The organism is Burkholderia diffusa, from assembly GCF_001718315.1.
GTDB lineage: Bacteria > Pseudomonadota > Gammaproteobacteria > Burkholderiales > Burkholderiaceae > Burkholderia > Burkholderia diffusa_B.
On record NZ_CP013364.1, the window covers coordinates 382,762 to 396,235 of the forward strand.

Here is a 13,474-nt window from a genome sequence, read left to right on the forward strand (position 1 = left end):
TCCAACCGAGTCGAGGTCGACCGCAATGAGCCTTACCGAACCGATCGAGCGCCTGTGGGGCGGCCGCTTCCAGTCGAAACCGTCCGACGCGTTGCAGAACCTGTCGCGCTCCGATCCGAGTTTCTACCGGCTCGTCCCGTACGACCTGGCAGGCTCCCGCGCGCATGCACGCGAGTTGAACCGCGCCGGCATCGTGAACGACGACGAACTCGCGCAACTGCTGGCCGCGATGGACGGCATCGCGCGCGACCATGCGGCCGGCGCGATCGCGCCGTCGCTCGCCGACGAGGACGTGCATACGTTCCTCGAGCGCGTGCTCACGCAGCGGCTGCCGGCGCTTGGCGGCAAGCTGCGCGCCGGGCGCTCGCGCAACGACCAGGCGGCGAACGATCTGCGGCTGTACCTGCGCGACAAGGCGCGCCAGCTCGTGCGCGGCGTGCTCGACCTGCAGGATGCGCTGGTCGGCCAGGCAAGCCGGCACGTCGACACGATCACCGCGGGCTTCACCCATCTGCAGCCCGCGCAGCCGATCGTGTTCGGTCATCAGCTGCTCGCGCATGCGCAGTCGCTGTATCGCGATGCCGACCGCCTGGTCGACTGGGACCGCCGCACCGCACGCTCGCCGCTCGGCGCCGCCGCGCTGGCCGGCTCGGCGATCTGCGTGCGGCCCGATCTTTCCGCGCAGGAGCTCGGTTACGACGCACCGTGCGAAAACTCGATCGACGCGGTGGCCGCACGCGATCACGTCGCCGAATTCGCGTTCGTCACCAGCATGCTGGCAGTGGATCTGTCTCGCCTGTCGGAAGAAGTGATCCTGTGGACGTCGCGACAATTCCGCTGGGTGGAACTCGACGACGGCTACGCGACCGGCAGTTCGATCATGCCGCAGAAGAAGAACCCGGACATCGCGGAACTCACGCGCGGCAAGGCGGGGCGCCTGATCGGCAACCTGACCGGCCTGCTCGCGACGCTCAAGTCGTTGCCGCTCGCGTACAACCGCGATCTCGCGGAAGACAAGATCGCCGCGTTCGATTCGATCGACACGCTCGAGCTCGTGCTGCCCGCGATGGCGGGGATGATCCGCTCGATGCGCGTGAACGTCGACGAGATGCGCCGTCAGGCGCCGCTCGGCTTCACGCTCGCGACCGAGGTTGCCGACTGGCTGGCACTGTCCGGCGTGCCGTTCAGCGAGGCGCACGAGATCACCGGCGCGCTCGTGCGCGCGTGCGAACGCGACGGCATCGAGCTCGCGGATGCCAGCGTGGAGCAACTGCAGGCCGTCGACCCGCGCCTCGTGCCGGCGGTGCGCGCGCATCTGACGCTCGACGCGGCCGTCGCCGCTCGCGGCGGCGCCGGCGGCACATCGCCCGCGCGCGTGCGCGAGCAGATCGGCCGCCTGAGCAACGCGATCGAACGCCAGGCCGCGTGGGCGGCCGACTACCGGGGGCCGTCATGCTGAGCGCATCCGATTCACAACGTCTCGATGGCGCACCGGCCGCAGCCGCGGCGGACGACACCGGCGCACTCGTGCGCGTGCGCCGGCGCTACTGGGGCCGCTATGTCGCGTCGATCGCGATCATCGCCGCGCTCGCCTACGTGGCGCTCGCGTTCGCGCGCGGGCAGATCGAATGGCGCGTCGTCGGCCAGTTCCTGACCGCGCGTTCGATCCTCACCGGCCTCGGCAACACGATCGTGATGACCGTCCTCGCGATGACGCTCGGCATCGTGCTCGGCGTCGTCACCGCGGTAATGCGGCTGTCGTCGAACCCGGTGCTCGGCGCAATCGCACAGGGCTATATCTGGCTGTTTCGCGGCACACCGGTGATTCTGCAGCTGCTACTGTGGTTCAACCTCGCGCTGGTGTTTCCGACGCTCGGCATTCCGGGGATCGCCGAGTTCCGGACCGTCGACGTGATGACGCCGTTCCTCGCGGCGGTGCTCGGCCTCGGCATCAATCAGGGCGCGTATACGTCGGAAGTCGTGCGCGCTGGGCTGCTGTCGGTCGACACCGGCCAATACGAGGCCGCGAAATCGATCGGCATGGCGCGCCTGCAGGCACTGCGCCGGATCATCCTGCCGCAGGCGATGCGCGTGATCGTCCCGCCGATCGGCAACGAGCTGATCGGCATGGTCAAGCTGACGTCGCTCGCGAGCGTCGTGCAGTACGCGGAGATGCTGCACAACGCGCAGAACATCTACTACGCGAACGCACGTGTGATCGAGCTGCTGATCGTCGCGGGCGTCTGGTATCTGGCGGTCGTCACCGTGCTGTCGTTCGCACAGGCTCGCGTCGAACGGCGCTTCGCACGCGGCGCGGGCCGCGCGGCTGGCCGCAAATGAGCGGCACGACCCACAACCGTAAGGAGAACGTCATGACGAACGCGATCGTTCGAGCGGTCGACGTGCGCAAGTCGTACGGCGATTTCCAGGCGCTGCACGGCATCACGCTCGACGTCGACCAGGGCGAAGTGGTGTGCATCATCGGGCCTTCCGGCTCGGGCAAGAGCACCTTCCTGCGCTGCATCAACCAGCTCGAGACGATCAGCGCGGGCGCGCTGTGGGTCAACGGCGAGCTGGCCGGCTACCGGCGCACGGGAAACCGGCTCCACGAGCTGTCGGAGCGTCAGGTCGCGCGCCAGCGGCTCGCGACAAGCATGGTGTTCCAGCGCTTCAACCTTTTCCCGCACAAGACCGCACTCGAAAACGTGATCGAGGGGCCCGTGCAGGTGCTCAAGCTCCGCCGCGCGCAAGCGGAAGAGGAGGCCCGCGCGCTGCTCGCGCGCGTCGACCTTGGGCACAAGTGCGACGCGTTTCCGGTCGAGCTGTCGGGCGGTCAGCAGCAGCGCGTCGCGATCGCACGCGCGCTCGCGATGCATCCGCAGCTGATCCTGTTCGACGAACCGACGTCGGCGCTGGACCCCGAGCTCGTCGGCGACGTGCTGGCCGTGATGCGCGATCTCGCGAAGAGCGGGATGACGATGATCGTCGTCACGCACGAGCTCGGCTTCGCGCGCGAAGTCGCCGATCGCGTCGTGTTCATGGACGGCGGCCGGATCGTCGAGAGCGGGCCGCCCGACCAGGTGCTTTCCGCACCGACGCATGCGCGCACCCGCGACTTCATCTCGGCCGTGATCGCCTGAGCGGATCGCGCCGCCGACGACGTGCAACGCAGCACCGCGGTACCCCCTCACACCACCACGACAAGGCGACACCCCATGAAAGCATCCGTCCTGACCCGCACGCTGGCCGCTGTCGCATTCGGCGCGCTCGCGCTTCATGCCTCCTTCGCGGCCGCCCAGGCCGCGAACGTCAAGCGCACGCTGAACGTCGCGATCGTCCCGAACTATCCGCCGTTCGAATACAAGGACCCGGCGACCGACAAGCTCGCGGGCTTCGACGTCGATCTCGGCGAGGCGCTCGCCGCGAAGATGGGCGCGAAGCTGAACTGGGTCGAGACGAGCTTCGACCAGATGATGAGCGCTGTCGCGACGCAACGCGTCGACATGATCCTGTCCGGCATGACCGACCTGCCGACGCGCCGCGACGCCGTGACGTTCGTCGACTACATCGAGACGGGGCCGCAGTTCTACGTGCTGAAGACGCGCGCGGGCGAGTTCGCGCAGATGGGCGCCCTGTGCGGCAAGCGCGTCGGGTCGAGCCGGCGCACTTCGTTCCCGGACAACACGACCGCGTGGAGCGCGGAGAACTGCGTGAAGGCCGGCAAGCCGGCGATCGTGGTGGTCGGCACCGACGGCTCGTCGGACGCGCGCATGCAACTGCGCCAGAACCGCATCGACGCGGCCGTTCAGGGCGGCGAGACGCTGCCTTACCAGAACAGCCTCGAGCAGAACGCCTACGCGCCGGTCGGCAAGCCGTTCCTGTCGCAATACACGGGCATCGGCGTCGCGAAGAGCAATACCGCGCTGAGCGGCGCGCTGACGACGGCGCTCGACCAGATGATCGCCGACGGGTCGTATCACAAGCTGCTCGCGAAATGGGGGCTGCAGGAGCACGCGGTAACGAAGGCGATGATCAACGGCACGCACTGAGCGCGCGATGACGGACCTGGCTCCCCGCTGGCCGAACGCGAAGCGCGCGTGCGTCGCGCTCGCGTTCGATCTCGACGGCCCGACCGGCGACGCGATGCTGAACGGGTCGATCTGGCGCAACCCCGCGTATTTCACGCTCGGCAGCTACGGGCCGTGGCGGGCGCTCGGCCGGCTGCTCGACGTGCTGGCGTCGTTCGACCTGCCGGCGACGTTCTTCGTGCCCGCGTGGGTCGCTCGGACCTGGCCCGCGCAATGCGCGGCGATCGTCGAGCGCGGGCACGAGATCGCCTATCACGGCTACCGGCATGAAGCGTTCTGGACGCTCGACCCCGAACGCCAGCGCGAGATCATGGCGCGGTCGGCCGACGTTTTCGCGCGTACGTTCGGGGTGCGGCCGGTCGGCTTCCGCACGCCGTCCGGAGACTGGAGCGCGGCGACGGCGAGTGTGCTGCGCGAAGCCGGCGTGCGCTATTCGAGCTCGATGCGCGGCGACGATCGTCCATACCTGCTGCCCGGCGCTGACGGCGAGCCACCGCTCGTCGAGATTCCCGGCCGCTGGGAGACCGACGATTACGCGTCGCTTGCGTATCACCGCAACCCCGACTATCCGGCCGGACTCGACAGGATCGCCGGCTACGATGCGACGCTCGACAACTGGACGCGCGAATTCGACGGCATATACGACGAAGGGCTGTGTCTGACGACGCTGCTGCATCCGAAAGTCTGCGGCAAGCCCGGCCGCCTCGCGTTGCTCGAAGCGTGGTTCGAACACATGCGCGCACGGGACGGCGTCTGGTTCGCGCGCTGTCGCGAAGTGGCCGACTGGTGGCTCGCGCTGTCCGCGCCCGACGCGCAATCGACGCAACGGAGCAGCCTGTGACGACACTTCCTGCCTGGCCGGACGGCGCGCGCTGTGCGGTCGCAATCACGGTCGACTTCAACGACATACACGGTATCCAGACACGCGAGCCGCGCATCGTCGGCCGCGAGAAATCGCTGTCGGCATGGCGTTACGGCGCGACGCGCGGCGTCGACCGGTTGCTCGATGCGTTCGATGCATTCGGTGTGCCCGCGAGCTGGTTCGTGCCGGGCATCGTCGCCGAAACACATGCGAACGCAGTGCGCGAGATCGCCGCTGCCGGCCATGAACTCGGCGTGAGCGGCTATCGCTGCGAAGACTTCGACGTGCTGCCGCTCGCCGCGCAGATCGATGCGTGCCGCACCGGGCGCGCGGCGCTGGCGGACACGATCGGCCGCGACGTCGAAGGTTTTCGCTCGTTCACCGGCAACTGGGCCGACGGCTTCGCTGACTGGCTCGTCGCGGAAGGCTTCACGTGGTCGTCGTCGTGGCGCGGAGACGATCTGCCGTACGTGCATCCGCGCGGCGACGCTCGCGCGGACGGTGCGCGGCTCGTCGAGCTGCCGCTGCACTACGAGCTCGACGACGAGCCGTACTTCGAGTTCAACCTGTCGCCGCCGGTGCCGGCCGGCCAGCCGCGCATCGCGGCGTACCGTGACGTGCTCGACAACTGGCGGCGAGACGTCGACGGGTTTCGCCGCTTCGGCCTGTGCTGCGTGCTGCGCCTGCATCCCGAGATCATCGGCACCGCCGGGCGCGTCGACTTGCTGCGCGCGTTGCTCGCGCATCTGCGCGACGCGGGCGACGTATGGTTCGCGACCGGACGCGACATCGCGCGCTGGTGGCTTGCTCGGGCGCCCGTCAATCCGCCGGGCCACCCGGTCGACGTATTCGCGCATTGCGTGGCGCACGAGTCGGCGCGATGAGGACGGTGATGCAAACGCGTGCCACGCGGCTCGCGGCGTTCGTCGCGCAGACGGGCGCCGATGCATTGCCGGACGACGTCGTCGCGAAGGCGAAGCGTCATGTGCTCGACACGCTTGGCGCGGCGCTGGCGGGTACGTTCGCCGTCGAGGCGTGTAGTGCGCGGGCGCTGACCGGCACGGTCGAACGCGGCGGCGCGGCGCTGTGGGGTACACGACGGGCCGCGGGCGCGCGCGATGCGGCGTTCGTGAACGGGATCGCCGCGCACGCGCTCGAGCTCGACGATTCCGGCGGTTGCGATCATTCGGGTGCGGTCGTGATGCCGGCCGTGCTCGCCGCGTTGTCGTGCGTCGACCGCCCCGTGACCGGCCGGGAATGTGTGGCGGCGATCGTGCTGGGTTACGACGTCGGCCGGCGCGTGCTCGAGGCGGCTGGCGGCTACGCGATCCACAACGGTGCCGGCTGGCACTCGACGCTCAGTTGCGGCGTGTTCGGCGCGGCCGCAGCAAGCGCGCGCGTGCTCGGGCTCGACGCCGCGCGCACGCGCGACGCGCTCGGCCATGCGGCGAGTTTCTCCGGTGGCTTGTGGGGCTTCATACATGACGGATCGCAGACGAAGCGGCTGCATGCCGGCCGCGCCGCGGAAGGCGGCGTGCTCGCGGCGCTGCTGGCACGCGAAGGCGTGAGCGGCCCGGCCAATGTGTTCGACGACGTCTGGGGCGGTTTCTTCAACACGTTCGCCGCGCAATCGCATGCGCCCGACGCATTGACCGACGGCGTCGGCGCGCACTGGAAACTGATGCGCTGCTCGATCAAGCCGCACGCATCGTGCCGCAGTGCGCATGCGGCAGTCGACGCGGCGCTGCAGCTTGCCGAAGGTCGCACGTTCGAGGCACGCGAAATCGAACGGGTGGTCGTGCGGACGAGCGCATTCGTAGCCCGGATGTGCGGTGGCCGCGACCTGTCGACATTGTCGTCGTCGCAGATGAGTCTGCCGTACGCGGTTGCGGCGGCGCTCGCGTTCGGCGACACCGGGATCGGTGTGTATCGCGATGACAGGCGCACGGATTCGCGCGTCACGGCATTGCTCGCGCGCATCGCGATCGAGGTCGATCCTGCGCTCGGCGATCTCGACGAGCCGACCGTGATTCTCCATCGCGCGGACGGGCGTCGGCAATCGTGTCACGTGCCGATCGCGCTCGGCGATCCGCGCAATCCGCTGTCCGATGCGGCGCTGCTGGCGAAGTTTCGGGCACTGGCGGGCATCGCGCTCGCCCCCGCGCAGGTCGATGCGTTGATCGACACGTGCCTGTCGCTGGAGCGGCTGGCGGACGCGCGGATATTGAACGCATTGCTGGCGACCGATGAAGGCGATTCACTTACCACGCCGAAATTCCGCCCATAACTCACCGTTTCCGTAAACGTTCCTTGCTGGTTCCGCACTAATTCACGCGCCGCTCCGGTCGTTATCGAGGCGTCGGTCTCGCACGTGCCGCCTTCGATCGGCTGGACACGCATGCGTCGCATGCAACGGTTTCGTGCTCAACGCTTCCCTCATCATGATCAGGAATTTCAGCATTCGCGTCCGGCTGGCGCTGGCGATGGGTTTTCTCGGCGTACTGCTCGTCATCGGCGGCATCATCGGTGTGATTGGCGTGGCGATCAGCAACGACGACGTGAAGACGCTTTATTCCGACCGGCTTGCATCGTCGGAAGCGCTGGGGCAGGCGAATGTCGCGCTGTCGAGAACGCGTCTGTGGCTGTATCGCATCGCACTCGATCCGGACAGCCCCGACGTGCCGCAGGAAACCGCGACATCCCGCGAACTCCTTGCCGCGTCGAAAAAGGCATGGGACACGTACCGCGCGCTGCGGCTCTCCGGCCCCGAAGAAGCGCGCCGCGCGGCCGATGCAAACACGAAGTTCAACGCGCTCGTCGAAAGCGGCCTTGCACCAATGTTCAGCGCCATTGCCGCGCGCGATCCCGCGAAAATCCCCGACGTCTGGCGGCACATACCGCCGTCGCTGTTCATCGACGTCTCCGACGCGATGGACGCGCTTGGCCGAATCCAGGTCACGGCGTCGCGTGTGACGTTCGAGGCCGCGCAGGCTCGTTTCCACTGGTTCGTCGGGATCGCGATCGTGGGCATTCTGGTCGCGCTCGGCGCAGCCGTTTTCACGTGGTGGTCGCTTCAGCGCGCAATCGGCGCACCGCTTGCGCACGCACTCGATCATTTCAGCGCGATTGCCGGCGGCGACCTGACCACGCGGATCGACGTCGATTCGACCGACGAGATGGGGCAACTGATGACCGGCCTGCGGGCGATGCAAGGCAAGCTGCTGCAGACGATTCGCGTGGTGCGGGAAGGCTCGCACGCCATCGAGACGGCCGCGCACGAGATTACGGCCGGCAACATGGACCTGTCGCAACGCACCGAGGAGCAGGCCGCGTCGCTGGAGGAAACGGCCGCGTCGATGGAGCAGTTGACGTCGACGGTGCGTCAGAATGCCGAGAACGCGAAACAGGCGAATCAGGTGGTGCACGACGCGGCGGTGCTGACCGAACAGGGCAATCAGGCGGCGCAGGAGGTTGTCAGCACGATGCGCGGCCTGTCGGAAGCGTCGGGCAAGATCGCCGAAATCATCTCCGTCATAGAAGGCATCGCATTCCAGACCAACATCCTGTCGCTGAATGCGGCGGTCGAAGCGGCGCGGGCCGGCGAGCAGGGACGCGGTTTCGCGGTCGTCGCAGGCGAAGTGCGATCACTCGCCCAACGCAGCGCCACGGCGTCCCGGGAGATCAAGGAGTTGATCACGGATTCGCTGAAACGCGTCGAAACCGGGGCGCGGCAGGTCGATCGCGCGACCGGGACGATGTCGGAAATCCTGACGTCGGTGCAACGCGTGCACGTGCTGATGGGCGAGATTGCCGCCGCGTCCGACGAGCAGTCCAGGGGCATCGAACAGGTGAATCAGGCGGTGACGCAAATGGATCAGGTGACGCAGCAAAACGCGGCGCTGGTTCAGCAGGCGTCGGCGGCCGCGCTGTCGCTGCGGGAGCAGGCGGGCCAGCTGGAGGCCACTGTCTCGGTCTTTCGGATCGGTGCCTCGCAGGCCGTTGCGTAAACCCGGGCTGCCGTCTCGATCTGCATGGCCGGTACATGACTTGACGGAAATAGCTGCATCAGCCGATCGCGAGAGCCGCTCGCGGATGCTCCAGCCGGCGAATAGGCCGGGCTGGTCCCGGTTCTCCGTGGCACCTATAATCGCTATCAGCTTGTCCAGGAAATCGCGGTTATCAGGGTGAGGGGTGTCCAAATGGGACAGTGCCGTCGCATCTATTCGCGCTTCGTGCTCACAAGCTCGATCGCCGGTCTGGCCATTCTGGCCGGCCCAGGCCCCGTGCACGCCGAGGACAGTCCGTCGAGCTTGCCGATCGGCGGCAAGCCATCTGAAAGAAAGATCAACGTCTATGCGGTGTACGGCGACGGACGCGCGACCGAGGGTGGCGACATGCATTGGCGCGCCTACGAAGTCGGCTTCGGCGACGTCTTGAATGACTACCTGTCGGTCTACCTCGCGTATGTGAACGAGGGGCATCCGCTGGATCACCACCGTGACGGCTTTGCCGCCCTGGGTTCGTTTCGCTGGCCGGTCGGCAATCGCCTGGCGCTCGAATTCTCGGCGGGTCCGTATTTCAGCATGGACACGACGCATGTCGACAACGCGGTGCGTAACGAAAAGCGATGGGGGGTGCGTGCGTCGGCAGCGGTGCGGTATTACGTCGTTCCCGACCGCTTCTTCCTCAAGGTCCAGTACAACCACATCCAGATGATCGGCGGATTCAATTCCGACACGGTGCTCTTCGGCATCGGCTCCGATTTCGGCGGCGATCCGCATCCGGCGCTTTCGGACGGCAAGACGCAGGTTGGCGTTTGGGCCGGGACGTCGCAGACGAACCGTCCGCAAGTGCCGATCGAAAAAGGGTATATGGTCGAAGTCAAGCGGCCGCTCGGCAATGCGTGGGCGTATTCGGCGAGCTTCGTCTACGAAGGCAATAACGGCGTCGCCGGTCGAAGAGGCGTGGCAGCGCAACTCTGGTACGTCGCGCCGATCAAGAGCAAATGGACGCTTTCGGCAGGCGTGGGTCCGTATGTCTCGCGTGATCGCGATGAAGCGTCGAACAGCGTGAGACTCAATGCGTTGCTCAGCGCGCAGCTGACCTATCAGGTCACGAACGACTGGGCTGCCAGCTTGCGCTTCAATCGTGTCGCAACGGGCAACGACAAGGATCAGGACATGTTCATGGTCGGCCTGGCGCGCAACTTCTAGGGGCGCCCGGCATCGCGAACACGACGTTCGGCGCGAAATGCGAGGCGATGCCCGGCGCGCGCGACGGGCTGGCGCAGCCCGTCGCGGCATCCGAGTGAAGTCGTAGCGCGCGCGTGGCTGACGCCCCGGCCGTTTATCGAGACACCCCCGTGCTCAGCGTGATGTGCTTGTACTCGATGAAATCGTCGAGTGCCGCGGCGCCGTTAAGGCGACCGAGGCCCGACTGGCGGTAGCCGCCTTCCTCGAATTCGTCGTAGACCTTCGCCCAGTCGTTGATCCAGACGGTGCCGGCCTGCAACGCGCGCGCCACCCGCACCGAGCGTTGAACGTCGCGTGTCCATACCGCGGCGGCGAGGCCGTATTCGCTGTCGTTGGCCAGCTCGATCGCTTCGGCTTCCGTGTCGAATACCTGCAACGTCATCACCGGGCCGAACGTTTCCTTCTGTGCGATATCGAGTTTCGGATCGTCGACCTCGAGCAGCGTCGGGCGGTAGAACGCGCCTTTCGCCAGTTCGCCGTCGGTGACGGGGCCGCCGCGCACCAGCACTTTTGCGCCAGCCGCGATCGCGTGTTCGACGGCGCGATCGACGCGCGCGACATTGGCCTGGTCGATGAGCGGCCCCATGTCGCTGCGCGGGTTGGCCGCGGGGCCGACGCGCACCGCGTCGAGGCGTGCCGCTAGCCGCGCGCGCACCGCTTGCGCAACGTTGCGCTGCACGAGCAGGCGCGAGCCCGTCATGCAGAACTGGCCGGCGAACACCGTCAGCGATTTTTCGAAGACGGGCAGTGCGGCGTCCAGATCGGCATCGTCGAACACGACATGCGGCGTCTTGCCGCCGAGTTCGAGGCCGATGCGCTTCAGGCGCTGCGCGCCGGCGGCCGCGATCGCGCGGCCGGTCGCGGTTGAGCCGGTGAAGCTGATGACGGGCACGTCGGACGACGCGACGAGGTATTTCGCCCCGTCCGCGCCGGATTCGCTGAACACGTTGACGACCCCGCGCGGCAACGAAGGCGCTTCGGACAACACCTTCGCAACGAGCGCGTTGGTTTGCGCGGTCTGCCCCGGCATCTTGACCACGGCGGTCGCGCCGGCCGCGAGTGCGGGCGCGAGCGAACGCACCATCAACACGACCGGCGAGTTCCACGGCACGATGATGCCGGCGACGCCCATCGGTTCGCGCAGCACGAGCGATACGACGTCCGGCCGCGGCGTGCCGCCGTGCGCGCGCTCGGCACGCGCGAGGGCCGCGTAATAGCGCAGTTTCGACGGCACCATCTCCACCTCGAACCGCGCTTCCGGCTTGATCTTGCCGTTTTCGAGCGAGAGTTGATCGATCAGCGCGTCGGTGTGCCGTTCGAATGCAAGCGCGAACTCGTCGAGCACTTTCGCGCGCAGGGCTGCGTCGTGCTTCCAACTGGTGCGATCGAACGCATGCAACGCGGCAGCGGCGCCCGCGCGCGCTTCGGTTTCGCCGCCGTCGGCATAACGGCCGATCACGGCGCCCGTGGCCGGGTCGAATGAATCGCGATGAACAGGCGAATCGATCCATTCGCCGCCGATCCAGTGCAATGCATGAGAAAGCGTGGTCATGAGGTCCTCTGCTCCGATTCAGGCGTAGCGGCGGGCGATATGCTCGGCCGTCGCGATGGTGGTGATGTTGGTGGCGACGGAAATCGCATCCGGGAAGATCGATGCGTCGACCACGCGCAAGCCGTGCACGCCGTGCACGCGTCCGTCGAGATCGACTACCGCATGCGGATCGCCCGACGCACCCATCGGCGCCGTCGACGTGGGATGGTGATAGGTGTCGACGGTCGACCTGACGGACGCGAGGATCTGCTCGTCGGTCGCCGCGCCCGGGCCGGGATTCAGTTCGGAATGGATGAGATCCGACAGCGGCGCGGTGCGGCCGATACGTCGCGCGAGCTTGATGCCGTCGAGCAGGCGCGTGCGATCCTGCTCCTCGCCGAGGAAGTTCAGATCGATGACCGGCGCGTCGCCCGGGTCGCGGCTCGCGAGCTTCAGGCTGCCGACCGACAGCGGCCGCGTCAGCGCGACCGCCAGCACGAAGCCGACTTTGGTCGGGCTCTGGTCGTGCGGGAACAGATGCGTTGCAGTGACGTGCAGGTCGAGGTCGCCGTTTTGCGCGGACGCGCTGTGCGTCCAGAGGAACGCGCCGATCACGGGCGATTGATCGCCGATCTTGTCGGGGCGCGCCGCGTACGCGTTGTAGTAGAACGGGTGATCCTTCAGGCGTTGTCCGACCGGCAGATTCGCGACTTCGGGAATCGACAGCGCATGCAGATCCGCACCCGGCCCGATGCCGGATCGCAGCAGAATCGCGGCGCTGCCGTACGCGCCCGCGCTCAGAATCACTTCGTTCGCGTGGATTTCGTCGCCGTTCGCGAGCTTGACGCCGATCGCGCGGCCGTTGTCGAACAGCACGCGATCGACCAGGGTGCCGCCCTGGATCCGCAGGTTCTTTCGCGCGCGAACGTCGTTGGTCAGATACGCGATGCCCGTGTTGACGCGGACGCCGTTGACGATATTCATCGAATACGGGCCGACGCCGTTCACGTCCGGACCGTCGAAATCGTCGATGACGCGATACCCGTTCGCGACCGTCGCGTCGACGAACGCGCGCTGCATCGGCGTGATGTCCTCGCGGGTCAACTGGCGCACCGGCAGCGGGCCCGCGTGGCCGTGCAGCGCGGCGTTGCCGCTGTCCCGGCTTTCGAGGCGCCGGAACGACGGCAGCATGTCGTCATACGACCAGCCGGGCAGGTTCCAGTTCTTCAGGTCCTGCGGGCGGGCGCGGATCGCCACCGCGCCGTTGATCGCGGAGCTGCCGCCCAGCACCTTGCCGCGCAATGCGCCGATCGGATGATCGATATAGCCCGGCCGCGTCCGATAGCCCCATTCGTGAGCGGCGTCGCCGCCGACGATGTCGCTGCTTGAGATCACGTGCGGATAGTCCCACGCGGCGTAGTTGTGGCCGGCTTCGAGCAGCAGCACGTTGCGGCTGGCTTTTTCGCTGAGGCGGGTCGCCATCACGGCGCCGGCGGAGCCGCCGCCGACGATCAGCACGTCGACCGTGCGCTTGCCGTCTCCGGCATGCCGGCGGCGCGATGCGTCGGGCGCCGGGCCGGGCGGCGCATCGGCGGCAGCCGGCGCAGCGAGCGCCTCGCCGCCGAGCAGCGAACCGACGGCGAGTGCCGCCGAGTGCGCGAGGGTCTGCGCGAGCATCGTGCGGCGCGCCGGATGTTGCGGGAAATCGTCGTTCATGGTTTGACCTTGTCGGAGGAAGCTG

At 67.5% G+C, this 13,474-nt stretch carries 11 protein-coding genes; 9 read left to right on the forward strand and 2 right to left on the reverse strand.

The features are described 5' to 3' along the window. Nucleotides 1-25 precede the first annotated feature (25 nt). From argH to WI26_RS28565, 9 genes are all read left to right on the forward strand, one after another. Nucleotides 26-1,459 carry an argininosuccinate lyase gene (gene argH / locus WI26_RS28525; RefSeq protein ID WP_059504833.1) on the forward strand — a complete coding sequence of 478 codons (1,434 nt, stop codon included), beginning with the start codon at nucleotides 26-28 and terminating at the stop codon, nucleotides 1,457-1,459. After that, complete coding sequence (locus WI26_RS28530; protein ID WP_059504831.1) at nucleotides 1,453-2,340, forward strand: amino acid ABC transporter permease; 888 nt, start codon at nucleotides 1,453-1,455, stop codon at nucleotides 2,338-2,340. Before argH ends, WI26_RS28530 begins: the two co-directional genes overlap by 7 nt. Continuing rightward, nucleotides 2,337-3,140 carry an amino acid ABC transporter ATP-binding protein gene (locus WI26_RS28535; protein ID WP_069228068.1) on the forward strand — a complete coding sequence of 268 codons (804 nt, stop codon included), beginning with the start codon at nucleotides 2,337-2,339 and terminating at the stop codon, nucleotides 3,138-3,140. The genes WI26_RS28530 and WI26_RS28535 overlap by 4 nt, the downstream gene beginning before the upstream one ends. Before the next feature lie 75 nt (nucleotides 3,141-3,215). Further along, nucleotides 3,216-4,049 carry an ABC transporter substrate-binding protein gene (locus WI26_RS28540; protein ID WP_059541998.1) on the forward strand — a complete coding sequence of 278 codons (834 nt, stop codon included), beginning with the start codon at nucleotides 3,216-3,218 and terminating at the stop codon, nucleotides 4,047-4,049. A gap of 7 nt (nucleotides 4,050-4,056) precedes the next feature. Next, complete coding sequence (locus WI26_RS28545; protein ID WP_069228069.1) at nucleotides 4,057-4,929, forward strand: polysaccharide deacetylase family protein; 873 nt, start codon at nucleotides 4,057-4,059, stop codon at nucleotides 4,927-4,929. After that, nucleotides 4,926-5,834 (forward strand): polysaccharide deacetylase family protein, encoded by a 909-nt coding sequence (locus WI26_RS28550; RefSeq protein ID WP_069228070.1) that lies wholly within the window; start codon nucleotides 4,926-4,928, stop codon nucleotides 5,832-5,834. The genes WI26_RS28545 and WI26_RS28550 overlap by 4 nt, the downstream gene beginning before the upstream one ends. A gap of 8 nt (nucleotides 5,835-5,842) precedes the next feature. Continuing rightward, nucleotides 5,843-7,237, forward strand: coding sequence for an MmgE/PrpD family protein (locus tag WI26_RS28555; RefSeq protein ID WP_069228349.1), 1,395 nt, complete (start codon nucleotides 5,843-5,845; stop codon nucleotides 7,235-7,237). A gap of 154 nt (nucleotides 7,238-7,391) precedes the next feature. Beyond that, a complete protein-coding gene (locus WI26_RS28560; protein ID WP_059504817.1) occupies nucleotides 7,392-8,957 on the forward strand; it encodes a methyl-accepting chemotaxis protein in 1,566 nt (521 codons plus the stop codon). Nucleotides 8,958-9,149: 192 nt separating this feature from the next. Beyond that, nucleotides 9,150-10,163, forward strand: a complete 1,014-nt coding sequence (locus WI26_RS28565; RefSeq protein ID WP_069228071.1) for a hypothetical protein — start codon at nucleotides 9,150-9,152, stop codon at nucleotides 10,161-10,163. Between the two features lie 133 nt (nucleotides 10,164-10,296). Here the strand turns inward: WI26_RS28565 and WI26_RS28570 are convergent, their stop codons facing one another. Together WI26_RS28570 and WI26_RS28575 are read right to left on the reverse strand one after the other, a co-directional pair. Then, nucleotides 10,297-11,754: an aldehyde dehydrogenase family protein gene (locus WI26_RS28570; protein ID WP_069228072.1), complete on the reverse strand. Its 1,458-nt coding sequence runs from the start codon at nucleotides 11,752-11,754 to the stop codon at nucleotides 10,297-10,299. 18 nt (nucleotides 11,755-11,772) lie between these two features. Beyond that, the gene (locus WI26_RS28575) at nucleotides 11,773-13,449 is read right to left on the reverse strand and encodes a GMC family oxidoreductase (RefSeq protein ID WP_060324378.1); all 1,677 of its coding nucleotides are present in this window, start codon (nucleotides 13,447-13,449) and stop codon (nucleotides 11,773-11,775) included. Nucleotides 13,450-13,474: the final 25 nt, after the last annotated feature.